Here is a 24897-nt window from a genome sequence, read left to right as displayed (position 1 = left end):
GGGGTACGCGATGGACGACACGTGGCGCACGAGCGCGGTGGGGCTGGTGCTCGCCCGGCCACCCCGCCTGCTCGGCACCGAGCCGTTCTTCATGGAGTTCATCGCGGGCATCGAGGAGCGGCTCGCCGCGCACGGCCGGTCGGTGCTGCTGCACGTCGTCGCGCACCACGACGCCGAGATCGCCGCGTACCGGCGGTGGGCGCGGCAGCGGCTGGTCGACGCGATCGTGCTGGTGAACCCGTCGGTGGACGACGCCCGGCCGGCGGTGCTGCGGGAACTGCGGCTGCCCGTGGTGGTCGCGGGTGAGCCCACCGACGACAACCCGGCGGTACGCCGGGACGACGCCGGATCGATGCGGGCCGCCCTGGCGCACCTGGTCGCCCTGGGGCACCGCCGGGTGGCCCGGGTCAGCGGGCCCGACGCGCTGCTGCACACCCGGATCCGGACGGCCGCGATGCTGACGGCGGCGGCGGAGTCGGCCGTCGACGCCGTGGTGGTGGAGGGTGACTACTCGGCGGAGTCGGGGGCGCGGTTGACCACCGGGCTGCTGGACGGGCCCGAACCACCCACCGCGATCATCTACGACAACGACCTGATGGCGGTGGCGGGCCTGCACGCGGTCACCGAGCTGGGTCACCGGGTCCCCCGCGATGTCAGCCTGATCGCCTGGGACGACTCCAGCCTCTGCCGGCTGGCCTCGCCCGCGCTGACCACGATGAGCCTCGACGTGCACTCGTTCGGCGAGTCGGTCGGCGAGTCGGTGCTGCGGCTGGTCACCGGCGAGTCGGTGCCGCAGCGCTGGTGCGCGACCGAGACGGTGGTCGCCCGGGGCACGACCGGCCCACCCCGGTAGCGCGGTAATGCGGTCCCACCTGGCGACCCGTCGAAACGGCATCGATACGCTTGACTTAGTAAGGCGAATAAAGAAAGCTCGCAGGCGCGCTCCCATCGACGCTCCCCTCTATGCCTAGGAGAGCTTCATGACACGTCGTCATGCCCTGCTGGCGGCGACAGCCGCCGGCACGCTGGTGGCCGCCAGCCTGACCGCGGCCACCCTGCCCGCCTCGGCCGCCGCCTCGGGCTGTGCGGTCACCTACACCGTGCAGAGCCAGTGGACCGGCGGGTTCAGCGGCAACGTCGCCATCACCAACCTCGGCTCGGCGCTGGCCAACTGGACGCTGACGTTCGACTTCCCGAACGCCGGCCAGCGGGTCACCCAGGGCTGGAGCGCCACCTGGTCGCAGTCCGGCAGCCGGGTGTCGGCGGCCAGCCTGAGCTGGAACAGCGCGCTGAACACCGGCGCGTCCACCACGATCGGCTTCAACGGCGCGTGGAGCGGCGTCAACCCCGTACCCACGTCGTTCGCGCTCAACGGGACGACCTGCACCGGCGTGGTCAGCCCGACGACACCCACTCCCCCGCCCACGACGACGCCGCCGCCGACCACCCCACCGCCCACCACGCCCCCGCCGACCACCCCACCGCCGACGACCACCCCGCCGCCGAGCGGGGCCGCGCCGAGCCTGCGGGTCTCGGGCAACCGGCTGGTCACGGCGGCCGGGGCGACCTACCGCCTGCTCGGCGTCAACCGGGCCAGCGGCGAGTTCGCCTGTGTCCAGGGCAAGGGCATGTGGGACAGCGGGCCGGTCGACCAGGCCTCCGTCGACGCGATGAAGGCCTGGAACATCCGCGCGGTGCGCATCCCGCTCAACGAGGACTGCTGGCTGGGCCTGTCCGGGTCGCCCAGCGGGGCCACCTACCAGCAGGCGGTCAAGGCGTACGTGAACCTGCTCGTCGCCAACGGGATCAACCCGATCCTCGACCTGCACTGGACCCACGGCCAGTACACCGGCAACATCTCGGCCTGCTCCGACGTGAACGCCACCTGCCAGAAGCCGATGCCGAGCAGGCAGTACACGCCCCAGTTCTGGACCGGGGTCGCCACCGCGTTCAAGGGCAACGACGCGGTGCTGTTCGACCTGTTCAACGAGCCGTACCCGGACGCCGCCAACAACTGGTCGGACATGACGGCCGCGTGGCGCTGCCTACGTGACGGCGGCACCTGCACCGGCATCGAGTACCCGGTGGCGGGCATGCAGAGCCTGGTCGACGCCGTCCGCGCCACCGGCGCCACCAACGTGCTGCTGGTCCCCGGCCTGACCTGGACCAACGACCTGACCCAGTGGCTGGCCTACAAGCCGACCGACCCGCGCAACAACATCGTCGCCTCCTGGCACTCGTACAACTTCAACGCCTGCGTCACCGAGGCCTGCTGGGACACCCAGATCGCGCCGGTGGCCGCTCAGGTGCCGGTGCACGCCGGGGAGATCGGCCAGGACACCTGCGCCCACGACTACATCGACCGGTTGATGACCTGGCTGGACCGCAACCGGCTCGGCTACACCGCGTGGACCTGGAACCCGTGGGGTTGCAGCGGCGGCAACGTGCTCATCGAGGACTACAGCGGCACCCCGACCAAGAGCTACGGCGAGGGCTACCGGGCCCACCTGCTCACCGTCACCCCGTAACCGACCACCCGACCGGTTCCGGCCGGCCGGGTCGGCCACGGGTCGGCGCGACACCACCGCCCTCGGCGTGGCGGTGGTGTCGCGCGTCCGGTGCCCCCGGGGTCAGGAGCAGTTCCTGCCCTTGTTGATGCAGGTGGCGATGCGCTGCATGGTCTGGGCGGAGTTGACGTTGACGAAGTCGTTGTGGTCGGAGAACGGGTTGTGGTTCTCCTCCGGGAACGAGTCGAGCGCGTACTGGCCCTTGAGCTGCACGTCCCGGGGGATGTCGTAGCCGACGGTGATGCGCAGCTGCGGGATCGCCCGGAAGCCCTGCGGGCAGGCGCCGGTGGCCCGGTCGGCGAACGCGACGTGGTTGCGGTGGTTGTCGCTGTCGACGTTGCGGCCGTCCCAGCAGCCGGGGAAGTCGTGCACCCGCTGCACCTGGCTGCCGGCGGGGCAGATCGGGTACTTGTCGGCCAGCCGGTCGGCGAAGCCCGAGCAGGTCCAGGTGGCGCGGGCGTTGGCCGGGCCACGGCTGGTGGGCTTGGCGTCACCGGTGAGCGCCCGGAGGAACTTCGGCATCGGCACCACCCGGCTGACGGGGTTGCCGCGGTACTCGATCAGCACCTGCGCCGGGCGGACGATGCCACCGGTGTTGCCGGGCAGTTCCAGGTCGGGCCCCTGCGGGTCGGGCAGCGCGGCGGCGGTGGTGGGTGCGGCGGCGGTGGGGGTGCCGGCCTGGGCCGGGGCCTGGTCCAGGGTGCAGGTGGCGAACGCGTCGAGGCCCTGCGGGCGGGCGGCCTGCCGGCCGATCGCGATGGCGATCCGGTCGAGCACGGCGATCCGCTTGGCGCGCAGCGGGCCGAGGATGGCGTTGTCGACGAAGGCCGGGCCGCCCTGACCCCGGCTGGTGACGAGGCGTTCGTTGGCCTCGGAGAGCTGCCGGTCGAGTTCGTCGAGGTTGCGGTTCACCTCGGCGAGCGCCCCGGCGGGCACACCGGGCAGCTTGTCCCGCAGCGTGGGGCACTGGATGCGCGGGTTGGCCGCCTGGGCCGCCCTGACGCTGGCGCGGTGGGTGCTACGGGGCATCCGGGCGTGCATGTCGTCGTAGCTGACGTCACACTCGACCAGCGAGACCAGGCCGGGCTGGTTGCCGCCGGCGGCGGTGACCGAGATGCTGATCTGCCTGATCGTCGCGGCGCGGCGGGCCCGCAACGCGTCGATGACCTCCCGGTTGACGGCCGCGTCGATGCGGCCCCGGCTGGTGGTCATCCGCTGGTTCGCGGCGGCCTGCTGGCGGTCCAGCTCGGCAAGCAGCCGGTCGACGGTGCTGCGGGCCCCGGTGGGGACGGCCCGCAGCCGCTTGCCGACCGAGGGGCAGACGACCGTCGGCTGGGTCTGGGCGAGGGCCTGCCGCACCTGGTTGTCGCTGCGGACGCTCCTGTCGATGCGCACCACCGGCCAGAAGTAGGACGACTTGTCGCCGTTGCGGCAGGTGGTGCCGGAGGCGTCCAGGTCGGCGTCGGAGGAGTTGGCGGTGATCGCCAGGTTGCCGACGAAGTCGTGGACGTGTTCGGCGCCGTTGCGGATGCCGGGCTGGGCCACCGGGTTGTCCGGGCTGAACTTGCCGTTGCCGTTCGTGCCGCAGTCCACGGTGAACCGGCCGGTCGACCCGCCGGGGGCCGGCTGCGGGTTGCGCACGTTCGGCGGCACCTTCTCGATCGGCACGAACTGGTCCAGGCTGGTGGCGGCGTCCGCGGTGCCCCTGCCGCCGCCCGAGACGAAGGTGACGGTGAGCGCACCGGTGGCCGCCAGCACCAGCGCGGCCATGGCGATCCGGGCCGGCCGGGTGTGGACCAGCGGGGTCCCGTCGGGTCTGCGGTTCATCGGAAATCTCCTCCAAGCCGGAAACCGGCTCCGGTGATGTGCTGTCCCCCGGGGGTACGGCCCGGCGGGTGGGCAACGGTCACCGTCGGCCGGGTACGTCATGGTTCGGTAAGAAGTCGCGCCGGTGCTACCAACCGGTCAGGAGCAGATGGTTGACCGTGAGCGCCACCGCCGCCTGCACCACGAGCCAGCCGCGCCGGTCGGCCACGGGGATCAGGGCCGCGCCGGCCGTCAGCCAGACGGTGAAGGGCAACCAGATGCGCTCCACCTCGGCCTTGCTGTAGCCGGACAGGTCCGCCGCGACGATCACCGCCGTGGCGGCGAGCGGCAGCAGCCAGACGGTGTGCTCCGCGTCCGGCCGCCGCGACGCGAGGGCCCGCCGGCCGGCCGGCACCGCCCGCCGCAGGATCACCGCCGCCACCGGGCCGGCGGCCACCACCACCAGGGCCAGGTCGGCCCAGACCCAGTAGCCGTACGCCCGGTCGGCGGCGACCCCCTGGTAGTAGCGTTCGATGACCAGGTGGTAGCCGGTGGGCCACCAGAATCCGGCGGCGGTGAACGCGGCGGCGACCGGCAGCGCCCCGACGACCGCCCACCCCACGGTGCGCCGGTGCCGGCCGGCCAGCACGACGACCGCCAGCGCGAGCGGGGCCATCAGCACCAGCCCGTACGACAGGTAGCAGCCGAACGCCAACAGGGCCCCACCGGCGAGCGCCCCCACCGCGCGGCCCCGGGTCGCGCCGTGGGCCAGCAGGGCGATCCCGGTGGCGGTCACCCCGGCGAACAGCCCGTCGGCCGACACCCCGGCCCACACCGCCCCGGGGAACAGCACCACGAACGGCAGCACCGCGCGGGCCGCCGCCTCGGTGCCGAGCAGCCGTACGGTGTGCGGCACGGCGACGGCGACGAGGCCCGCCACCAGGATGCACAGCGTCCCCGCCCAGCCCCCGCCGGACAGCCCGACCCGGTCGAGCCCGACGAAGACGAGCAGCGCCCCCGGCGGGTGGCCGGAGACGTGGGTGGTCCAGGAGTCCGGTTGCCCGTCGAGGATGCGACCGGCGAAACCGGCAAGCATGGCGGGGACGTCGGTGACGCCGGGGACCTCGTGCAGGTACTCGTGGCGGGTGGTCAGCCGGCCGGCGACGCCACGGTGCCAGCCGTCGACCAGGGCCAGCGACAGCGTCCAGGCCACGGCGGTGGCGTAGCCGAGGGCGAGCAGCGGTCGCCAGGGCAGCCGGGCGGCCACCGCCGGCCCGTGCCAGCAGACCAGCGCGGCCAGCAGCAGGGCCGGCGGGGTGCCGATGCCGACGTGCGGCAGCCAGTGCGCGAACAGCGGCGCCGCGCTGGCGTGCACCGGGTGGCCGAGCAGGTAGAGCACCCCGCCGGTGACGGCGGCCACCGCGAACAGGCCGACCGCGGCGGCGGCGGCGATCACGTCGGCGCGCGGCGGGCGACGGCGCGGGCCGCCGTCCGGTTCCACCCGGCGGCGGTCCGTGCCGGCGGGTGGAACCGGACGGGTGTCGGGCACCCGGGCCGGACGGCTGCCGGGGGTGCCGCTCACCCGCGCAGGGGGGCGTGGGCGAACTCGGCGATCCCCTCGGCGAGCCCCACGGCGGCTCGGAACCCGAGTTCGGTCTCCGCCCGGGCGGGCGAGGCGACCACGTGCCGCACGTCGCCGAGGCGGAACTCGCCGGTGACCACGGGCGGCGGCCCGTCGGCGGCGCCGGCCAGTTCCGTGGCGACCTCGACGATGGTGGCCGGCCGGCCGGAGGCCACGTTGTACGCCCGCCAGCCGGTGGCGGTGCCGGTCGCGTCCAGCGCGGCGAGGTTGGCCGCCGCCACGTCGCGGACGTGGACGAAGTCGCGACGCTGCCCGCCGTCCTCGAAGACCCGGGGCGCCCGGCCGGCCTCCAACGCGGACCGGAAGATCGCCGCGACCCCGCTGTACGGGGTGTCGCGGGGCATCCCCGGCCCGTAGACGTTGTGGTACCGCAGCGCCACCACCGCGCCGCCGGTCTGCCGGGCCCACGCGGCGGTCAGGTGCTCCTGGGCGGCCTTGCTGGCGGCGTACACGCTGCGCGGGTCGAGCGGATCGTCCTCGTCGACCAGCCCCGGGGTGAGCGTGGCGGCGCAGCGCGGGCAGGTCGGCTCGTACCGGCCGGCGGCCAGGTCGGCGACGGTACGCGGTGCGGGACGCACCGGACCGTGCCCGGCGCAGGCGTAGGCGCCCTCGCCGTAGACCACCATGGAGCTGGCCAGCACCAGCCGGTGCACGCCCGCCCGGGCCATCGCGGCGAGCAGCACGGCGGTGCCGAGGTCGTTGCAGCCGACGTACTCGGGCAGGTCGTCGAGGTCGACGCCGAGGCCGACCATGGCGGCCTGGTGCACCACCGCGTCGACCCCGTCGGCCAGGACGTCGGCGAGGGCGGGCCGGTCCCGGACGTCGATCCGGAGCAGCGGTGCGCCCGCCACCGTGTCGGGTAGCGGCCGGCGGTGCGCGCCGGGGTGGCCGGAGTCCACCACGGTCACCCGGTGGCCGGCGTCGTGCAGGGCGGTCACCACATGGGTGCCGATGAAACCGGCGCCGCCGGTGACGAGTACGTGGGTCACCCGCCGACGGTAGGGCCGGTGACCGGCGTCGCGCCGCGACGACGACCAGCCGTCAGGGGTTCGTAAGAACTGCGCGGCGGCCGGGGATTCCGTCATCGTCAGGTAAGAATTTCCGGGCCGGTGGTGCCCTAGCGTCCCGCTGCATGACCGATGTGGTTCTTCCCTGCCGCGACGAGGCCCCGGCCCTGCCCGACCTGCTGGCGCGGATGCCGGCCGGCTACCGGCCGATCGTGGTGGACAACGGCTCGACCGACGGGTCGGCGGCGGTGGCCCGGGCCTGCGGGGCCGAGGTGATCAGCGTGGCCGAGCCCGGGTACGGCGCGGCCGTGCACGCCGGGGTGCTGGCGGCCGACCCGGTCGACGGGGTGGTGTGCGTGCTGGACGCCGACGGGTCGTTCGACCCGGCGCAGCTGCCCCGGCTGGCCGATCCGGTCCGGTCCGGCGCGGCGCACCTGGGCACCGGCCGGCGTCGGCCGACGGGGCGTGGGGTGTGGCCGTGGCACGCCCGGGTCGGCAACGCCGTGCTGGCCCACCGGCTACGCCGCACCACCGGCCTCGACGTCCACGACATCGGGCCGATCCGGGCCGTCCGCCGCGACGACCTGCTGGCCCTGGGGTTGCGGGACCGCCGCTTCGGTTACCCGCTGGAGCTGCTGATCGCGGCCGGTCGGGCGGGCTGGCGGGTGGTGGAGGTCGACGTCGACTACCACCCCCGGGCGGCCGGCACCCGGTCGAAGGTGACCGGCACCGTGCTCGGCACCGCCCGCGCCGTGCGGGACATGGGCACGGTGCTGGCCCGGTGAACGCCCACCGTCCACCGACCGCCCTGCGGGTGCTGGTGCTGGCCAAGACGCCGGTGCCCGGCCGGGTCAAGACGCGGCTCTGCCCGCCCTGCACGCCCGCGCAGGCCGCCCGGGTCGCCGCGGCGGCCCTGGCCGACACCCTCGACACCGTCGCCACGGCCACGGTCGACGCCCGGGTGCTGGTCGTCGACGGTGACCTGCCGGCTCCGCCGGGCTGGACGCGGCTCGCCCAGCGGGGTGGCCCGCTCGCCGACCGGCTCGCCCACGCGTTCGTCGACACCCGGGCGGGGGGCGCGGCGACCCTGCTGGTCGGCATGGACACCCCGCAGCTCACCGCCGCGCACCTGGACACCGCGCGGGACCTGCTCGGCCGGGCGGACGGGCCGGACGCGGTGCTCGGGCCGGCGGACGACGGCGGCTGGTGGACGCTGGGGCTGCGCGACCCCGGCCACGCCACGGTGCTGCGGACGGTCCCCACCTCCGTGGCGAGCACCGGCGCGCTGACCCTGGCCGCGTTGCGCCGCCGGGGCCTGCGGGTGCACCTGCTGCCCCGGCTGCGGGACGTGGACACCGCCGTCGACGCCCACGCGGTGGCGGCGCTGTGCCCGCCGGGCAGCCGGTTCGCCCGCGCCGTCGCCGTCGACGTCCCGTCGCCCACGGCGGTGGCCGGATGAACGCGGTGGCGTTGTTCGACGCCGTGTTCGACCGGGCCGCGTCGGGTGTCCCCGCCGCGTTCACCGCCCGGCACCCGAGCGGCGGGGTGCTGCGGTTCGACCCGGCGCTCTGGTGCCGGGACACCGTCGCCGGGGACGCGTCGCTGCTGGCCCGGTGCACCGGCCCGACCCTCGACGTCGGGTGTGGACCGGGCCGGCTCACCGGTGCGCTGATCGACGCGGGGCGGCCCGCGCTCGGCATCGACGTCAGCGCCACCGCCGTCCGGTTGGCCCGTCGGCGTGGCGCGGTGGCCCTGCGCCGGGACGTCTTCGGCCCGGTGCCGGGGGCCGGGCGGTGGCGGCACCTGCTGCTGGCCGACGGCAACGTGGGCATCGGCGGTGACCCGTACCGGCTGCTGCGCCGGTGCCGCCGGCTGCTGGCCGCCGACGGTCGGCTGCACGTCGAGTTCGCGCCACCCGGGACACCGGCCTGGTCCGGTACGGCCATGGTGCGGACGCCGGGCGGCGCGGACGGCCCGTTGCCCTGGGCCTGCGTACCCCTGGACGGTCTGTCGGCGCTGGCCGGGGCGACGGCGCTGCGGGTGCGCGACACCTGGACCGAGGCGGGCCGCTGGTTCGCCACCCTCGGCCCCCGGTGAGCGGCCGGCAGGCGGTGCCACGGCGGCCCGCCGGACGGTGGTCGGGATCGGTGCGCCCCGACCGGTTCCCGTCCCCGCTGCGGTCGACCCGGCTGACCAGCCAGCTCGGCGTCGCGCTCGGGGTGGCGTTCGCGGTCTGTTTCCTCACCGGGCTGCTCAGTCACCTGATCCAGCACCCGCCGGGCTGGTTCCGGTGGCCGGCCCGGCCGGTGGGGCTCTACCGGTTCACCCAGGGGCTGCACGTGGCGACCGGGCTGGCCACGGTGCCGCTGCTCGGGGCCAAGCTGTGGTCGGTCTACCACCACCTGTTCCGCTGGCCGCCGGTGCGGTCGGTCGCGCACGCGGTCGAACGCGCAAGCGTCGGTGTGCTGGTCGCCGCGGCCCTGTTCGAGGTGGTCGGCGGGGTGTTCAACGTCGCCCGCTGGTACGCGCCGATGCCGTTCTTTTTCACCGCCGGGCACTACCGGGTGGCGTGGCTGGCGGTGGGTGCGCTGCTGGTGCACGTCGGCGTGCAGTTGCCGGCCGTCCGGGCCGCGCTGGCCCGCCCGGGCGTCGAGTCGCCGCAGGAGCGGCTCAGCCGGCGCGGGCTGCTCGCCGGGGTGGCCGCCGCGGCCGGGCTGATCACCCTGACCACGGTCGGACAGACCGTACGGCCGTTGTCCGGCCTGGCGGTGCTCGCCCCGCGCCGGCCGGACGTCGGCCCGCAGGGGTTGCCGGTGAACCGGACCGCCCGCCGGGCCGGGGTGGACGTCGGGGATCCGGCGTACCGGCTGGTGGTCGACGGTCCGGGCGGACGGGTCGCGTTGGATCTCGCCGCCCTGTACGCCCTGCCGCAGCACACCGCCGACCTGCCGATCGCCTGTGTGGAGGGGTGGAGCGCGACCGGGCGGTGGACGGGGGTGCGGCTGCGGGACCTGGTCGCGCTGGTCGGGGCGGACCCGGACCGGGCGAGCGTCCGCGTCGAGTCGCTGGAGGCGGCCGGCCGCTACCGGGTGTCGACGGTCGGGCCGGCGCACGTGGGTGACCCGGCGACGCTTGTCGCGTTGCGGCTCGGCGGGGAGCCCCTGCATCCCGACCACGGCTACCCGGCCCGGTTGATCGCCCCGAACCGGCCAGGCGTGCTCCAGACCAAGTGGGTCGGCCGGATCGTCGTACGGGAGGCGGGGTGAGGACCCGGGTGGCGCTCGTCGCGGCCGGCGCCCTGCTCATCGGGTACGCCGTGGCGGGCGCACTGACCGACCCGGAGCTGGCCCCGGCGGGGGTGCTGGTGTTCCTGGCCGGGGTGCTGGTCGGGCACGACGTCGTCTGGATGGCCGGCCTGCTGGCCGTCGGGGCGCTGCTCGCCCGGTTCGTCCCGCGCCGGCACCGGCCGGTGGTGCGGGCCGGGGCGGTCGGTGCCGCCGCGCTCACCGTCGTGGCGCTGCCGCTGGTGCTGGGCTTCGGTCGGCCGCCGGACGATCCTTCGGTGCTGCCGCTGCCGTACGGCCGTAATCTCGCCGTGGTGCTGCTGCTCGTCGCCGCCGCGACGACGGTGGGGTGCCTGGCGGTGGAGCTGCGGCACCGCAGGCGCACGGCCGGTCGGGACGGGGCGGGGGTGGCGTCGCGGGCCGACGACGAGGGCCCGCCGGGGCGTGTCGATCCGCCCTGACCGGGTGCCGCCCGGCGACGACACCACCCCATCGAACGATGCTCGTCGATTCTTGACACCCCGGAAGCGATCGCTGAGACTTGTCTGCAACACGCAGGCAACAATCAGGGCACCGGTCGCGGCGCGCCAATGTTAGCGCTAACAGCGATATCGGCGCGACGTCCCGACCAGAGAGGCCCGATCCCGTGACCGACCACTCCCCGACCCGGATCACGACGCCCTCGGCGGCGTCGCGGCGACACCGCCCGCTCCGCCGGCTGCTGGTCACGTTGGCCGCCGTGGCGACCGCGATGGTCGGCGGCGCGGTCGTCGTTTCGTCCCCGGCCACCGCCGCCACCAGCGGGTTCCGCGGCATGAACTGGGCCGTGCTGGGCGACAACTTCAGCACCGGCCCGCTCGTCGTGCAGGGCCTCAGCGCCTCCGACAGCAACGCGACGGTACGGGCCAAGGCCAACGCCCTCTACGACGACATGGCCGCCAGCATGGGAGTCAACACCGTCCGGCTGCCGATCAACACGCACACGGTCGGGACGGCGTGGTGGGAGGCGTACCGGGGGGCCGTCGACGCCGCCACCGCACGCGGGTTCAAGGTCATCCTGGCGTACTGGGAGGACGGCGCCGCCTCCGGTGGCCGGATCACCAACCTCGCCGCCTGGAACGCGATGTGGTCCACGGTGACCAACACGTACGGCAGCAACCCCAACGTCTACTTCGAACCGATGAACGAGCCGCACGGCTACAGCTCGGCGGAGTGGCGCAACGTGGCCGCCAACTGGCTCAGCTACCACTACTCGGCGGTGCCCGGCCGGGTGCTCATCGGCGGCACCGGCTTCAGCCAGGACCTGCGGGACATCTGCAACGACAGCCGGTTCAACGCGACGCTGCTCTCCTTCCACCACTACGCGTTCTTCTACAGCGAGATGAGCTACGACGCCTTCCGCAGCCACATCCAGACCCGCCTGGGCAACTGCGCCTCCCGCGCCGTCGCCACCGAGTGGGGCGCGCCGATGAACGACGGCCGCAACTACGCCGACGCCAACAGCACCGACAACTTCGTCCGCCACATCCGCGCCATGGCCCAGGTGATGCGGGACAACCAGATGGGCGGCACCTACTGGCCCGCCCTCGGCGGCAAGCCCGGCACCATCGGCTACGACTGGTACTCGATGTACGCGCTCAGCGGCAGCGGCACCGACCTGAACCTGAGCGTCCGGAACCCCTCCGGGGCCGACCGGGTCCGCTACGGGTGGGGCGACACCGTCGGCGACGGCCCCACCACTCCCCCGCCGAGCAGCGGAACGTACTACCGGGTCACCGTGCGGCACAGCGGCAAGGCGATGGACGTCCAGCAGCCGAACACCGACAACGGCGCGCGGGTCGGCCAGTACACCTACGCCGGCAACGCCTGGCAGCAGTGGCAGTTCGTCGACGCCGGCAGCGGCTGGTGGCGGCTGGTCAGCCGGCACAGCGGGAAGTGCCTCGACGTGACGAGCGCCTCCACGGCCGACGGTGCCGAACTCATCCAGTACACCTGCGGCAGCGGCACCAACCAGCAGTTCCAGATGGTCACCAACGGCAGCTTCTTCCAGCTCCGGGCCCGGCACAGCAACAAGTGCGTGGACGTGCCGGCCTCGTCGACCGCCGACGGCCAGGTGCTCAAGCAGTACGCCTGCAACACCGGCGCCAACCAGCAGTGGTCCCGCACGGCCGTCTGACGTCCCACCCCGCCGCCGTACCGGCCCGACCCGCGTACCCGGGCGGGTCGGTGCGGCGGCGGGCCTCCCGTGGGCCGGTGACCCGCGACCGTGGCAACCGGCCTACCGGGCGGGTCGGTCGCCGGCGGCGGGGCCGGGCACGCGACGGGCCAGTTCCCGGCGCAGCAGGTCACGGCCGGGGCGCTGGTAGACCAGTGGAACCCGGATCTCGTACGGCCGGCTCTGCCCGGCGACCGCCCACTCCCACCGGGCGAGCGGAGGGATGGTCTGCTCCGGGTCGGCCGGCTCGATCACCAGGACCGGGTACAGCCGCCCCGTGATCTCCGCGCGGGCGACGTTCGACCACCCGACGACCAGGGTGCGCTCACCCGGGCCGGCCACCTCGAGGTGGTCCGCGGTGAGCCGCAGCGGCAGCTGCGGCTGGTGACCGGTGGACGACGGACGGGCCGCCCCGCGCAGCAGGCCGAGGGCCAGGATCCACAGCGCGGGTGTCCACAGCCCGTCCCACCAGGGGTCACCGGAGACCAGGTTGGCCACCGCCACCGCCAGCGCCGCCGTCAGCACGGCCACCGCCAGGACGGCGACCTGACGCCTGCGGGAGCGACGGAACTCGATGGTGGGCGGGTCATCGGCGGCGGTCATCACGGCGTTCTGCCCGGCCGGCCGGAGAGCCAAACGGACCGTTCCCGCCGGGCACGCCCGTCAGTGCAGCCGACGTTTCCAGTCCCCCGGTACCCGGCCTTCGGGGCCGGGGGCCGGCTGGTCGGACGGGCGCGAGTGCGGCGGGGCCAGCTCCGGGCCGCGCGGGTGGAACCGGTCCGCCGGATAGTCCCAGAACCAGTCCTCGCCGGGTTCGAAACTCTGCACCACCGGATGCCCCTCGGTGGCGGCGTGCGCCGTCGCGTGCTGGCCCGGCGACGAGTCGCAGCAGCCGACGTGGCCGCAGGCCGCGCAGCGGCGCAGGTGGAACCACCACCCGCCGGACGACTCGCACTCGACGCAGCCGGGACCGCTGGGCGGCGCTGCCGGATTGATCCCCACCGTGGTCGCGGTGAGCGGCTCGGGTTGATCCTGCACGCGGCGTTCCTCTCGACTCGCCGGCTACGGTACCCGGACCGTCGCCGTGGCGTCCCGCCCCCGTTCACCCCGGCCGGGTGAGCCGGCCGCACCGGTGCGCCCCCGTTCACCGTCGCCCGGTGCCGCCGGGTCACCCGTCGCGCCCGGCAGGGTCCACCGGGTGCGCGGCGGACCCGTCAGAGGTCGGCCAGGATGCCGGCCAGTTCGACCGGCCGGCTGAGCATCGGCCAGTGCCCGGAGTCGATGTCGACCAGGTCGACCTGCCGGGCCTTGGCGAGTTCGGGCAGGTCACCCGCGTCGATCAGGGCCTGTGCCTGGGCCGGGGAAAACTCGGGGCAGACCAGCACGACCGGCACCTCGTACCGCCGGGTGTCGGTCAGCCGGACGGTCCCCCGGGCGACCTGCTCGGGCACCGGGACGGCGGCGGTGGCGAACTCCCGCCGGGCCCGGTCGTCGAGGTCGGCCGCGTCCGGGCCCTCGAAGGGCGCCCAGCCGGGGAAGGGCATCACGCCGTCCTCGATCGGGAAGAAGTCGGCGTAGGAGTCCCCGTCGGCCGGTGGGAACCCGCCGATCAACACCACCCTGCGCACCGTCGAGGGCCGGGCGTCGGCCGCCAGCCAGGCCAGGGAGCAGGCGGCCGAGTGCCCCACCACCACCGACCCGCCCGGTGCCGCGTCGACAGCGGCCAGCACCGCGTCGACCTGGTCGTCGAGCGTCGCCGTGGTGTTCCCGTCACCCTGGCCGGGCAGGCGCACCGCGACCGCGTGCCGGCCGCGCCGCGCCAGTTCGGCCACCACGCCGTCCCACACCGGGGCGTCGAGCCAGAGACCACCGACCAGGACGATCCGTTCATCCGTCATACCGTCAACCTAGAACCGGTTCCGGACGTTTTCCTTCCGGTACCGTCCGGGCGTGGAGAACGCCGTCAGCCCCACCGCCCGCGCCCTGCGGACGCTCGACATCCTGCGCGACCGGCCCGGCACGACGGCCGCCCAGCTCGCCGCGGGTCTCGGCGTGACCGAGCGCGCCGCACGCCGCTACGTCGAGGTCCTCCGGGAGGCCGGCATCCCGGTCGAGTCCGTCCGGGGGCCGTACGGGGGCTACCGGCTCGGCCGGGGCGCGCGGCTGCCGGCCGTCGTGTTCACCCAGGAGCAGGTCCTCGGCCTGGTGATGGCCGTGCTCGACGGGCAGCCGGCCGCGGTCGACGCCGACGGGCTGGTCGGTACCGCGTTGAGCAAGCTCATCCGGGCGCTGCCCGACAGCCTCGGACGGCAGGCGGCGGCGCTGCGCACGTACGCGGCGGCCGCCGCCGACCGGCGGGCGGTGCACGCCGACCCGATCACGACCAGCGCGCTGGTCACGGCCGTGGCCGACCGTCGTCGGGTGGCCGTCAGCTACACCACCGAGGGTGGCACGTCGTGGGAGGCCGAGGTCGACCCGTGGGCGGTGGTGGTGCGCCACGGCCGCTGGTACCTGCTGTGCCACTCGCACCGGGCGGACGCGGTCCGCACGTACCGCATCGACCGGATCGGGGCGGTGCGGCACCTGCCGCAGCCGTTCACCCCGCCCGCCGACCTCGACCCCGTCGCCACCCTGGAGGCGCACCTGGGCTCCGGGTGGAAGTACCCGACCCGGGTGGTGTTCCACGAGCCCTACGAACGGGTGGCGCCCTGGGTCGGGCCGACGATGGGCCGGCTGGAGCCGGCCGGCGAGCGCTGCGTGCTCACCGGCAGCACCACCAACACCCGGATGTACGCCGGGGAGTGGCTGGCCGCCGTCCCGTTCGGGTTCACCGTCGAGGAGGGGCCCGAGCTGCGGGCGGCGGTGGCCGCGCTCGCCGCCCGCCTCACCGCCGCCGTGGCGGACACCCCCCGACCGGCGGCGGCGCGGTCGGGGGACGAGCCCCACCCCGGTCAGTAGCCGAACGGCCAGCCGGCGGTGTCGTAGCCGAGCAGGTTGATACCGAGCAGCGACGCGCCGTTGTCGGCGTAGTAGTGGTAGACGAGCACCTCGGCGTCGGTGTCGGTGAACACCGCCTGGTGCCCGGGTCCGTGGATGCTGCCGTGCCCGGCGAGCACCTGGGTGCCGCCCCCGGCGGTCATCGCCACCCCGTTGCGGTCGACGTACGGCCCGGTGACCGAGGTGGACCTGCCCACCATGATCCGGTACGTGCTCGCCGCGCCCTGGCAGCAGCGGTCGAACGACACCCACAGGTAGTAGTAGTTGCCGTGCCGGACGATCACCGGGGCCTCGATGGCCCCTCCGTTGCGGCCCGCGATGCTGTGCACGGTCGCATCGGAGCGTTTCCCGGTGGCCGGGTTCAGCGCCACCATCTTGATACCGGACCAGAACGATCCGAAGCTGAGCCACCAACTGCCGGTGGCGTCGACCACCAGGTTCGGGTCGATGGCGTTGAAGGTGTCCGACGTGCGGGACTCGATCACCAGCCCCTGGTTGGTCCAGCTGCCGGACGCCCCGGTGGTGCTCGTGGCCAGGAAGATCGCCGACCGGTTGGAGCCGAACGTCGAGGCCGAGTAGTACAGCCAGTACCGGCCGTCGCGGTAGGACAGGTCCGGCGCCCACAGGTTGCGGCTGCCCCCGGTGTAGGTGGTGGTCCACGGCGCGCCGCCCGGGAACACCGTGCCGGCGTTGCGGAACGCGGTCCGGTCGGTGGAGGTCTTGAGCGCGATGTTGTCGCCGGTGTGCGCGACCAGGTAGCCGCCGCCGGGGCGGATCACGATCGTCGGGTCGTGCACCCCGACGTCCCCGGTGACCCGGCCCGGTCCAGGGTAGGAGGCGGGTGGGGTGGTGGGGGTGGCGGCCACCCGGGGCGCGGCGGTCGAGGCCGACGGTGATCCTCCGGCGATGCCGGCGGCCACCAGCACGACCGACAGGCAGACCAACGCCAGCCGGCGGAGGGTGGACGGATTCTGTACGGAGGCGAGCGAAGTGGTCACGACAGTTCCCTGGGTCGGGCGTCGGGCAGCGTGGTGCCGACGCGACGCGACGTCGACAAAAAATGTCGAGATCATTGCATTCGTATTTTCCCGAAGCTAACGCAGACATCGAAGCATGTCAACGCCTAGCGCTGCCGCTCCCCACCCGCCGACACTCCCGGGCAGCCCGTGCCGCAGAGGCCGCGACGAACCGCTCCCGGCGGGCCCCGCACCACGGTGTCGACGACCGCCCACGCAGGGATCTTGCCACCGGCGTCCGCACCCGAAAGGGGCGACACGACCCGCCACGATGGGACCGGGCCACGATCGGCAAGGAACTGCGAGGTATTGAGATGCTCATCTCCGCCGACAGCATCAGGGCACGACGAGGAGACAGCGACCCTATGCTTGTCGCCGGAATACCTGCGGCCGGTCGGGTGGCAGGAAAAGCACCAGTCCGAGGATCTGCGAATGCGTCGGAAATCTGCTCTGGACAATGGCATCGCTGACGTCACCACGGCAATTAGCCGCAGTGGAACGTCAACCTCCCCCGCAGCGGACGCCGCGCGCCGATCCGCGGTTGCCGAGGAACAGGAGTTTCTCGACTCGGCCATGGCCCAGCGCGACACTCTCGTCGACCACCTGCAGGCAGAGCTTTCCTCAGCTGCCCTGGACGTGTTGGAGCGGGCGCGGCTGCGCATGCTCCGCCAGCAGTACGAGCAGCTGCGGCGGGCGCAGGAACGGTTGGTCTTCGGCCGCCTCGACGGTCTTGACGGCACCGTGCGGCACGTGGGCCGGGTCGGCCTGCGCAACGACGACGAGGACGGTGAGCCGCTGCTGCTGGACTGGCGCGCTCCCGCGGCCCGGCCGTTCTACACCGCGACGGCTGTCGACCCGCAGGGGCAGGCACGGCGTCGGCACATCCGCACGACGGGACCGGTGGTCGTCGGGGTGGACGACGAGCCGCTGGACGGGACCATGACAGCGGAACTCGTCGGTGAGGGCGCGCTGCTGGCCGCCCTGGACCAGCGGCGCACCGGTCACATGTCGGCAGCGATCTCCACGCTGCAACGCGAACAGGACGACATCATCCGGGCGGAGGCGACCGGCCCGCTGATCGTGCAGGGCGGTCCCGGCACCGGAAAGACGGTGGTGGCCCTGCACCGCGTCGCCTATCTGCTGTTCGCCCACTCGACAATGGCCGACCAGGCGGTCCTGGTCCTCGGTCCCTCCCCGCGGTTCCTCCGGTACATCGCCCAGGTGCTGCCCGCGCTCGGTGAGACCGCCGTCGTCTCGGCGACCTGCGACACCCTGCTGCCCGGCATCCGCGTGGGCCGCGACGAGAGCCGCACTCTCGCCGAGATCAAGGGCCGCGCCCTGTGGCAGGCCGCGCTCGAGAACTACGTCGGCTCGCTGTTCCCCCGGCCCCGTGAGTTGAAGCTGCGCTGGGAGGGCGAGTTCTACGTCATCTCCGCCGGGACGGTCGCCCAGATACTCGCCTCGGTGCGGGGGCGTCCCTATCACCGGGCCCGCGAGGCGTGCGCCGAGCAGCTGCACCACCTCCTGACCGAAGCCGTCGTCGATCAACGCGAGGCGTTGATGCACGCGATGGAGGAGGGCTTCGAGGACATCCTCGCCCGCGTCGACCGGAGCATGGAGCATGACCACCGGCCCGGCGGTGGGCCCACCGGCAGTGACGTCGACGGGCTGCTCTCCGAGGAGGAGATCGACATTCTCCGTGGTCGTATCGGGGAGAACGCGACCATCGCCCGGTTCGTCGAGGCCTGGTGGCCCACCCTCGACGCCGAAGATCTGGTGGGAGGTCTCCTGACCGACCGCGCCCTGCTCGCCCGCTTCGTTCCCCAGTTGTCCGCGGCGGAGATCACCGCCGTATCGACCGAGCCCGCACCGTGGGCTTCGAGCGACATCCCCCTGCTCGACGCCGTCGCCGACCTGCTGGGCGAAACCGAGGCTCCGCCACCGCCTGGCGATTTCGTCGCCGACCACGCTCGCCGGCAGCGCGGCTGGGTGTACGGCCACGTCGTCATCGACGAGGCGCAGGAGCTGTCCGAGATGCAGTGGCAGATGGTGCTGCGGCGTTGTCCCAGTCGATCCGTCACGGCGGTCGGCGACATCGATCAGACGGAGGCGGCGCACCGGCACACCAGCTGGGCACAGGCGGTACGGGCAGCTTTCGGCGAGCGGTGGACCGCAGCGGAACTCACCATCTGTTACCGCACCCCGCGCGAGGTCATGGACCTCACCGGGCCCGTCCTGAAGCAGGCCGGTAGCCACAACTCCCCGCCCCGGGCGGTGCGTTCCTGCGGCATCGACCCCTGGGTGCGCACGGTCGCCCCTGCGGAGCTTGCCGCCACCGCTGCCCGGGCCGTCCGGCAGTTGCAGCAACGGTGGCACGGCGGCACGGTGGGCGTCATCGCCCCCGCCGACCGCATCGCCGAACTCCACGCCGTACTGAGTGACGTACCGGTGCTCACCGCAGTCCAGGCCAAGGGACTGGAATGGGATGCGGCGCTCCTCGTCGACCCCCAGGGCATCGCCGCTGGGCCGCGCGGATGGAACGGCCTCTACGTCGCGCTCACCCGATGCACCCAGGAACTCGGACAGCTGGTTCTCGCGTAGCGGGAGTCTGCGGGTGTGCCGCCGTCCCGCCGAAGGCCGGTCACCGCTGGCGCAGGGTGGCCAGGGCACCGCCCCAGGCCGTCACCTCGTCGAGCATCCGGTGCAGGACGTCCACCTGGTTGCCGGCGGGCCGCACCTCGCCATCGGCGTCGAACTCGGCGAAACAGTGCAGGCCGACCTGGTCGCGGACGTCGGCGACGTGCACTTCGGCCAGCACCAGCCGCAGGTGCTCGACGGCCCGGGCACCGCCGTTGAGGCCGTACCCGACGAAACCCGCCGACTTGTGGTGCCACTCGGTGTAGAGGTAGTCGATCGCGTTCTTCAGCACGCCGGGATAGGAGTGGTTGTACTCCGGCGTGACGAAGACGTACCCGTCGTACGACGCGACGGTGTCGGCCCAGCGGCGGGTGTGCGCGGCGGTGTACTGCTCGGGGCCCATGGCCGCCGGGACCGGCTCGTCGAGGTGTGGCAGGTCGTGGTCGGCCAGGTCGGGCGCGGGGCCGGCCCGGACGTCGTCGGCCGGGCCGGCCCCGTGTGCGGGGTCAGACCGTGACGACCCGGTTGTCCACGATGGAGGTGAACGTCGACTCGGGGGTGATCAGACCCCACTTCACCATCCACCGGTAGGTGCGCTCGAACTCGGCCTCCGGGTACGGCTCCGGGTCGACGTAGCGCAGCCGGCCCAGCCGGAAGTCCGCCGGCTCCAGCTTCACCAGGTCCTCGGGCACCTCGGCGACGAAGTGGTGCAGGTACGGCCGGATGTCCTCGTTGATCTTCGCGACGGCCCGGCGGACGGCCCGGTCGACGGCGGCGAAGGTCTCCGGGTCGACGTCGGCGCTGGCGATCTCCGAGCCGACGTAGAACGCCTCGGTGATCAGCACGTAGCCGAGCTTCTCGGCGGCGGTGGTCCACGGCTCCATCAGCGCCACCGCGTCGATCTCGCCGTCGCGCAGCTTACGGAACCGTTCGGCCGGTCCGCCGGCGTGCACCACCTTGATCTCGTCGGAGTCCAGGAAGCCCTCCAGGGACTGGATGGCCAGGTAGTGCGAGCCGTGGTGGAAGTTGACGCCGACGGTCTTGTTGGCCAGGGCCTGCGGGTGCCTGACGTCGGAGTCGGGCCGCACGAAGATCGCCTGGCTGGCCACGGAGGCCCGCTTGGCGATGATCTGGCCCCCGCGTCCGCTGTCGTGGGACCGGCGGATCTGCCCCCACTCGCAGGCCCGGTAGAGGGAGACGTCGCCGCTCTCGAACGGCTTGGAGATGCCACCGAACGAGCTGACCAGTTCGTGTTCCTCGATCGGCTTGAGCACCGCGTCGTACGAGCCGGGGGCGACCAGTTCCAGGTCGATGCCCTCCTCGGCGAAGTAGCCGTGCTCCAGGCCGACGAGGTACGGCAGGGTGAAGATGGCGCCGCTGCGGACGCTCCTGACCTTCTTGAGTGCCACCGTGGTGGTCCTTTCTGTGCTGGTGTCGTGCTGTGCGTTATCGGGCGGGTGTGGCGGTCGGTGCTGCCGTCGACGGGTCCTCGTTGCCCACCACCTCCTCTCCCGGGGTGGGTCCGGGCGGCGGCCGCAGCAGCCGCCACGTCGCGTACGCGCAGTACGCGGCGGTGGCCGCGACGAGTCCGTACGCGACGCGCAGGGCGGTGGTGAAGTCGTCGCCCGCCTCGGCGGCGACCCGGGCGACGTCGTCGGTGGGCTGGCCGGTCAGGGCCAGCACCGACACGACCACCGCGCCGAGGACGGCGACGCCGAGGTTGGTGCCGATCTGCCGGGAGGCGCTGGTGATGGCGCTGGCCACCCCGGCCCGGTCGCGGGGCAGGCTGTTCACGGCCGTGTTGGTGGCCGGCGGGTTGACCAGGCCCATGCCGGCGCCGAGCAGGAGGTAGCCGACGAGCAGCGGGGCCAGGCCCGCGTCGGTGGTCACGGTCAGGGCGAGCAGGGTCATCGACGCCACGAACGACAGGTGCCCGACGGTGGCGGGCAGCCGGCCGCCGTGTCGGCCGACGATGCGGCCGGAGACGTTGGCGAGCACCAGCGTGCCGAGGGTGGTCGGCAGGGTGAGCAGGCCGGTGGCCAGCGGGCTGTATCCGCGGACCTGTTGCAGATAGAAGGTGTTGACGAAGGTGAACCCGCCCAGCGCCAGGTAGGCCACGATCGCGGTGAGCACCGCGCCGCGCAGCGCGGGGATCGCCAGGTGACGCGGGTCGAGCACCGGGTAGGGGCGGCGGCGGGCCGCCGGCACGTACCCGACGGCGGCGGCCACCGCCACGGCCACCGCGACCAGGACCGGGCCGGTCAGCCAGCCCCGGCTGGGGCCGTCGATCAGGGCGAACGTGAAGCCGACCAGGACCAGGGCGGCCAGGGTGTTGCCCAGTCCGTCGAGGCGTCGGGGCGGGCCGGCCACGACGCCCGGCGGCAGCAGCCGGGTGCCCAGGTACAGCAGGGCCGCGCCGCCGACGCTCACGGCGAAGAGGCTGCGCCAGCCGGCGGCCTGCACCAGCACCCCGCCGACCAGGGGTCCGCAGGCGGCCGACACCCCGGCCGTCGCGCTCCAGGTGCCCAGTGCCCGGCCGCGTCGTACCGCGTCGGGGAACAGGTTGGCGATGAGGGCGAGGGCGGGCGGGGCCATCAACGCTCCCCCGACGCCCTGCACGCCCCGGGCGGCGATCAGGGCGGGCGCGTGCGGGGCCGCCCCGCACAGCACCGACCCCGCCGCGAACACCAGCAGCCCGACCCGGAACATCCGCCGCCGCCCGTACCGGTCGGCGACCGCGCCGCAGAGCAGGGTGAGGCTGGCCCGCACCAGCGCGTTGCTGGTCGCCACCCACTGCAACTCGGTCGTGCTCAGCCGCAGTTCGCGGTGCACCGACGGCAGGGCGAGGTTCAACGCCGCGCCGTCGAGGACGCCGAGGAACAGCGTGCCGCAGCACACCAGCAGGGCGGCGCGGCTGCGCCAGGGCAGGGACACCGGGGCTCAGAGCTTCTCGTACACCGGCTTGCCGGCCCGCTTCTTCAGCACGCCGACCTCGACGGCAAGGTCGATCTGCTTCTCCAGGTTGGCGAAGACGGTGTCGTCCCACACGTCGGCGTAGACGGGGGCGAGCCGCTCCGGCAACAGCTCGATGGCCTTCTTCTCGGTGTCGGGGACGCCGTAGTCGGCGTGGTACCTCCCGATCAGGGCCGGATCCTGCTTGATCAGCCGCCAGGCTTCCAGGGTGAAGTCGACGTACGCCTTCGCGGTCTCCCGGTTGGCGGCCAGCCAGTCACGGCGTACGGCGGTGCCGTTGAGGAACAGCGGGCTGCTGTCGCCGGTTCCCTTGCGCCACAGCTCGTCGACGGAGGCGAGTTGCCGGTTCCCGGAGCCGACCAGGCGGGTGGCGTTGGGCTCGATCGCGATGATCGCGTCGAGGTCGCCGCGCTCGTAGAGCGCGAGGTTGGCGATGGGCTGCCCGGTGAACAGTTTGAACTCGCGGTCGAAGCGGATGCCGTTGACGGCCGAGGCGAGCGCCGCCGCCCGGTAGGTGTCGCTGCTGGGTGGCTGCACGCCGACCTTCCTGCCCTTGAGGTCGGCGATGCTCTGGTACGGGCTGTCGGCGGGGACGATCCAGCGGCCGTGGTTCCACAGTGACGGTCCGACGATGACCACGTCGTGGCCGCTGGTGTTGACCTCGGTCGCGCCGAGCGGGCCGAAGGCGTAGATGTCGAGCACGCCGGTGAGCAGTTGTTCCTGTCCCGCGCCGGGGCCACCGCCGGCCTTGCGGTCGAGGCGGAGCCCGTGCTTGGCCTCCAGGCCGAACTGTTCGGCCACGGAGTCGCGGATCGCCCCCGCCGTGCCGGGGCTGCGGGGCTGCACCTTGGCGCTGCGGGTGCCGGCGGCGGCCGGCTCGTCGGTGCCGCAGGCGCTCAGCAGGGTGGCCGCGCCGGCGCCGCCGGCGAGGAGCCCGGCGGCACGCAGCAGGGATCGTCGGGTGAGGGGTGTCGTGGACACAGGGGTTCCTTCCAGGTGTGGCTCAGGGATGCCCCGGCTCGCGGGGTGAGGGCGGCGGGCCGGTGGCCGCGCCGGGGGGTGGGGCGGGTTCAGGTGAGGGCGGCGACGATGCGGCGGTGCACGTCGAACAGGTCGGGGTCCTCCGGGCTGCGGGGGCGCGGGCGGTCGATGCGGTACTCCCCGACCACCTCGGCCGGGCGTCCGCCGAGCACCACCACCCGGTCGGCGAGGAACGCGGCCTCCAGCGCGTTGTGGGTGACCAGCAGGCCGGTGCGCGGGGTGCGCAGCCAGAGCTGTTGCAGCAGCAGCCGCAGGCGGCGGGCGGTCAGCTCGTCCAGCGCGCTGAACGGTTCGTCGAGCAGCAGCACCTCGGGTCGGACGACGAACGCGCGGGCCACGGCGACGCGTTGGCGCTGTCCGCCGGAGAGCACCGACGGGTACGACCGGGCGTAGTCGGTCAGGCCGACGGCGTCGAGGATCGGGGCGACCTCGGCGGGGTCGACGCCGGCCGCCGTGGCGGCGAGCCGCACGTTGGTCTCGACGGAGGTCCAGTCCAGCAGCCGGGGTTGCTGGAACACCATGCCGAGGCGGGGTCGGGTGCCGCCGGTGGAGACGGTGCCCGCGTCGGGGCGTTCCAGGCCGGCGATCAGGTGCATCAGGGTGGTCTTGCCGGTGCCGGAGCCGCCGACCACGGCGACCAGTTCGTCGGGGGCGAGGGTGAGGGAGAAGTCGCGGAAGATCTGTTGCCGTTCGCCGGTGCGCCGGTTGGTGAACGCCTTGTCGACGCCGTCGAGACTGATCCGGATGCTCATCGCAGGGCCACCCGCCGCCAGCGCACCGCGCGACGTTCCAGGGTCTGCAGCAGCCCGTACTCGATGGCGGCCATGACCAGGGCGAAGGCGACGGTCCAGGCGAGCACGCCGGCCACGTTGTGCTGGGAGAACTCCAGGTTGAGCTGGTAGCCGACGCCGTCGGCGAGGCCGAAGATCTCCACCAGCACGATGACCTTCCAGGCCATCGCGATGCCCAGCCGTGCCCCGGTGAACAGGTCGGGGACGATGGCGGGCAGCCACACGTACCGCAGTCGGGTCAGCGCGTCGAACCGGTAGACGTGGGCCATCTCGCTCAGCGCCGGGTCGACCGAGCGGACGCCCTGCGCGACGTTGATGGTCAGCGCGGGGGCTGCCGCGAGCGCCACGGTGAGGACCGGGTTGAGCAGGCTCACCCCGAACCAGATGACGCACAGCAGGGCCTTGACCAGGCCGGGGGTGGCCAGTCCGATGAGGACGGCGGGCTCCAGGAAGCGGCGCAGCCACTCGCTGCGGCCCATCGCGATGCCGGCGGCGACGGAGACGACGAAGGCCGCCGCGAAACCGAGCACGACGCGGGTGAGGGTGACCCGGACGTTCTCCGCCAGCGCGCCGCTGGTGGTGATGTCGGCCAGGTTGCGGGCGATCTCACCGAGGCCGGGGATCAGGGCGCTGCCGGAGGTGTGCGCCATGAGCTGCCAGCCGGCCGCGAGCAGGCCGACGAGCAGCAGCGCGGGCAGTGGCCGGGTGAGGCGTGCGACGACGTCGGTGGCGGGTGGGCGGCCCGGCGGCGCGGGCGACCGCCCACCGCCGAGCACGACCTCCTCGACGCCGGCGGGGTGCGTGACGGTCATCGACATCCCATCCTTCGGTACGTGGGCCGCGTCATCCCCGACGCCGGCAGACCAGTGACCAGCACGACAACGCCAGCCTCTCGATTTCCTATCCTGCCGATAGGATTAG

Annotated in this window: 23 protein-coding genes; 10 read left to right on the top strand and 13 right to left on the bottom strand. The window is 73.7% G+C overall.

The features are described 5' to 3' along the window. The first annotated feature begins 10 nt into the window (after nucleotides 1-10). Together FJK98_RS13345 and FJK98_RS13340 are read left to right on the top strand one after the other, a co-directional pair. The gene (locus FJK98_RS13345) at nucleotides 11-853 is read left to right on the top strand and encodes a LacI family DNA-binding transcriptional regulator (RefSeq protein WP_145919298.1); all 843 of its coding nucleotides are present in this window, start codon (nucleotides 11-13) and stop codon (nucleotides 851-853) included. Between the two features lie 127 nt (nucleotides 854-980). After that, nucleotides 981-2528 carry a cellulase family glycosylhydrolase gene (locus FJK98_RS13340; RefSeq protein WP_145919297.1) on the top strand — a complete coding sequence of 516 codons (1548 nt, stop codon included), beginning with the start codon at nucleotides 981-983 and terminating at the stop codon, nucleotides 2526-2528. A gap of 102 nt (nucleotides 2529-2630) precedes the next feature. Here FJK98_RS13340 and FJK98_RS13335 read toward each other — a convergent pair whose 3' ends face one another. The 3 genes from FJK98_RS13335 to FJK98_RS13325 all read right to left on the bottom strand — a co-directional run bounded on the left by FJK98_RS13335 (nucleotide 2631) and on the right by FJK98_RS13325 (nucleotide 7004). Further along, entirely contained in the window at nucleotides 2631-4394 is a 1764-nt protein-coding gene (locus tag FJK98_RS13335) for a DUF1996 domain-containing protein (protein WP_145919296.1), read from the bottom strand. Between the two features lie 127 nt (nucleotides 4395-4521). Further along, entirely contained in the window at nucleotides 4522-5922 is a 1401-nt protein-coding gene (locus tag FJK98_RS13330; RefSeq protein ID WP_370517080.1) for a hypothetical protein, read from the bottom strand. A gap of 29 nt (nucleotides 5923-5951) precedes the next feature. After that, the gene (locus FJK98_RS13325; protein WP_240762813.1) at nucleotides 5952-7004 is read right to left on the bottom strand and encodes an NAD(P)-dependent oxidoreductase; all 1053 of its coding nucleotides are present in this window, start codon (nucleotides 7002-7004) and stop codon (nucleotides 5952-5954) included. A gap of 143 nt (nucleotides 7005-7147) precedes the next feature. Between FJK98_RS13325 and FJK98_RS13320 the strand changes: the two genes are divergently transcribed. The 6 genes from FJK98_RS13320 (at nucleotide 7148) to FJK98_RS13295 (ending at nucleotide 12482) form a co-directional block, all read left to right on the top strand. After that, on the top strand, nucleotides 7148-7807 hold the full coding sequence (locus FJK98_RS13320; RefSeq protein WP_088646821.1) for a glycosyltransferase family 2 protein: 660 nt from the start codon (nucleotides 7148-7150) through the stop codon (nucleotides 7805-7807). After that, a complete protein-coding gene (locus FJK98_RS13315) occupies nucleotides 7804-8481 on the top strand; it encodes a DUF2064 domain-containing protein (protein ID WP_240762811.1) in 678 nt (225 codons plus the stop codon). Before FJK98_RS13320 ends, FJK98_RS13315 begins: the two co-directional genes overlap by 4 nt. Then, nucleotides 8478-9119 (top strand): class I SAM-dependent methyltransferase, encoded by a 642-nt coding sequence (locus tag FJK98_RS13310; protein WP_168222452.1) that lies wholly within the window; start codon nucleotides 8478-8480, stop codon nucleotides 9117-9119. The genes FJK98_RS13315 and FJK98_RS13310 overlap by 4 nt, the downstream gene beginning before the upstream one ends. A gap of 50 nt (nucleotides 9120-9169) precedes the next feature. Beyond that, entirely contained in the window at nucleotides 9170-10288 is a 1119-nt protein-coding gene (locus FJK98_RS13305; RefSeq protein ID WP_240762809.1) for a molybdopterin-dependent oxidoreductase, read from the top strand. Next, nucleotides 10285-10767: a hypothetical protein gene (locus FJK98_RS13300; protein ID WP_145919293.1), complete on the top strand. Its 483-nt coding sequence runs from the start codon at nucleotides 10285-10287 to the stop codon at nucleotides 10765-10767. Before FJK98_RS13305 ends, FJK98_RS13300 begins: the two co-directional genes overlap by 4 nt. Nucleotides 10768-10952: 185 nt before the next feature. Next, a complete protein-coding gene (locus FJK98_RS13295; protein WP_145919292.1) occupies nucleotides 10953-12482 on the top strand; it encodes an RICIN domain-containing protein in 1530 nt (509 codons plus the stop codon). 102 nt (nucleotides 12483-12584) lie between these two features. Here FJK98_RS13295 and FJK98_RS13290 read toward each other — a convergent pair whose 3' ends face one another. The 3 genes from FJK98_RS13290 to FJK98_RS13280 all read right to left on the bottom strand — a co-directional run bounded on the left by FJK98_RS13290 (nucleotide 12585) and on the right by FJK98_RS13280 (nucleotide 14419). Next, nucleotides 12585-13124 carry a hypothetical protein gene (locus tag FJK98_RS13290; RefSeq protein ID WP_145919291.1) on the bottom strand — a complete coding sequence of 180 codons (540 nt, stop codon included), beginning with the start codon at nucleotides 13122-13124 and terminating at the stop codon, nucleotides 12585-12587. A gap of 60 nt (nucleotides 13125-13184) precedes the next feature. After that, a complete protein-coding gene (locus tag FJK98_RS13285; RefSeq protein WP_145919290.1) occupies nucleotides 13185-13559 on the bottom strand; it encodes a UBP-type zinc finger domain-containing protein in 375 nt (124 codons plus the stop codon). 176 nt (nucleotides 13560-13735) lie between these two features. Then, nucleotides 13736-14419 carry an alpha/beta fold hydrolase gene (locus tag FJK98_RS13280; RefSeq protein ID WP_145919289.1) on the bottom strand — a complete coding sequence of 228 codons (684 nt, stop codon included), beginning with the start codon at nucleotides 14417-14419 and terminating at the stop codon, nucleotides 13736-13738. A 103-nt stretch (nucleotides 14420-14522) separates the two neighbouring features. On the opposite strand from FJK98_RS13280, the gene FJK98_RS13275 reads away from it, so the two are divergent. After that, complete coding sequence (locus FJK98_RS13275; RefSeq protein ID WP_240762968.1) at nucleotides 14523-15479, top strand: YafY family protein; 957 nt, start codon at nucleotides 14523-14525, stop codon at nucleotides 15477-15479. Here FJK98_RS13275 and FJK98_RS13270 read toward each other — a convergent pair. Further along, entirely contained in the window at nucleotides 15473-16516 is a 1044-nt protein-coding gene (locus tag FJK98_RS13270; RefSeq protein WP_240762808.1) for an arabinan endo-1,5-alpha-L-arabinosidase, read from the bottom strand. The genes FJK98_RS13275 and FJK98_RS13270 overlap by 7 nt on opposite strands. Nucleotides 16517-16903: 387 nt before the next feature. Here FJK98_RS13270 and FJK98_RS13265 point away from each other — a divergent pair, with 387 nt between their 5' ends. Further along, nucleotides 16904-19135, top strand: coding sequence for a UvrD-helicase domain-containing protein (locus FJK98_RS13265; protein WP_240762807.1), 2232 nt, complete (start codon nucleotides 16904-16906; stop codon nucleotides 19133-19135). 40 nt (nucleotides 19136-19175) lie between these two features. Here the strand turns inward: FJK98_RS13265 and FJK98_RS13260 are convergent, their stop codons facing one another. The 6 genes from FJK98_RS13260 to FJK98_RS13235 form a co-directional block, all read right to left on the bottom strand. Next, nucleotides 19176-19574 (bottom strand): NADPH-dependent FMN reductase, encoded by a 399-nt coding sequence (locus FJK98_RS13260; protein WP_240762805.1) that lies wholly within the window; start codon nucleotides 19572-19574, stop codon nucleotides 19176-19178. A gap of 103 nt (nucleotides 19575-19677) precedes the next feature. Further along, on the bottom strand, nucleotides 19678-20580 hold the full coding sequence (locus tag FJK98_RS13255; protein WP_145919285.1) for an ABC transporter substrate-binding protein: 903 nt from the start codon (nucleotides 20578-20580) through the stop codon (nucleotides 19678-19680). 37 nt (nucleotides 20581-20617) lie between these two features. Beyond that, nucleotides 20618-22105, bottom strand: coding sequence for an MFS transporter (locus FJK98_RS13250; protein WP_145919284.1), 1488 nt, complete (start codon nucleotides 22103-22105; stop codon nucleotides 20618-20620). A 6-nt stretch (nucleotides 22106-22111) separates the two neighbouring features. Continuing rightward, nucleotides 22112-23125 carry an ABC transporter substrate-binding protein gene (locus FJK98_RS13245; RefSeq protein WP_145919283.1) on the bottom strand — a complete coding sequence of 338 codons (1014 nt, stop codon included), beginning with the start codon at nucleotides 23123-23125 and terminating at the stop codon, nucleotides 22112-22114. An 89-nt stretch (nucleotides 23126-23214) separates the two neighbouring features. Further along, nucleotides 23215-23937 carry an ABC transporter ATP-binding protein gene (locus FJK98_RS13240; RefSeq protein ID WP_145919282.1) on the bottom strand — a complete coding sequence of 241 codons (723 nt, stop codon included), beginning with the start codon at nucleotides 23935-23937 and terminating at the stop codon, nucleotides 23215-23217. Beyond that, nucleotides 23934-24788, bottom strand: coding sequence for an ABC transporter permease (locus FJK98_RS13235; RefSeq protein WP_205789437.1), 855 nt, complete (start codon nucleotides 24786-24788; stop codon nucleotides 23934-23936). Before FJK98_RS13235 ends, FJK98_RS13240 begins: the two co-directional genes overlap by 4 nt. Nucleotides 24789-24897 lie beyond the last annotated feature (109 nt).

This window comes from Micromonospora sp. HM134 (genome assembly GCF_007833915.1).
Lineage (GTDB): Bacteria > Actinomycetota > Actinomycetes > Mycobacteriales > Micromonosporaceae > Micromonospora > Micromonospora wenchangensis.
The sequence above is the reverse complement of the archived record's forward strand: the minus strand, read 5'-3'. Positions and strand labels throughout refer to the sequence as shown.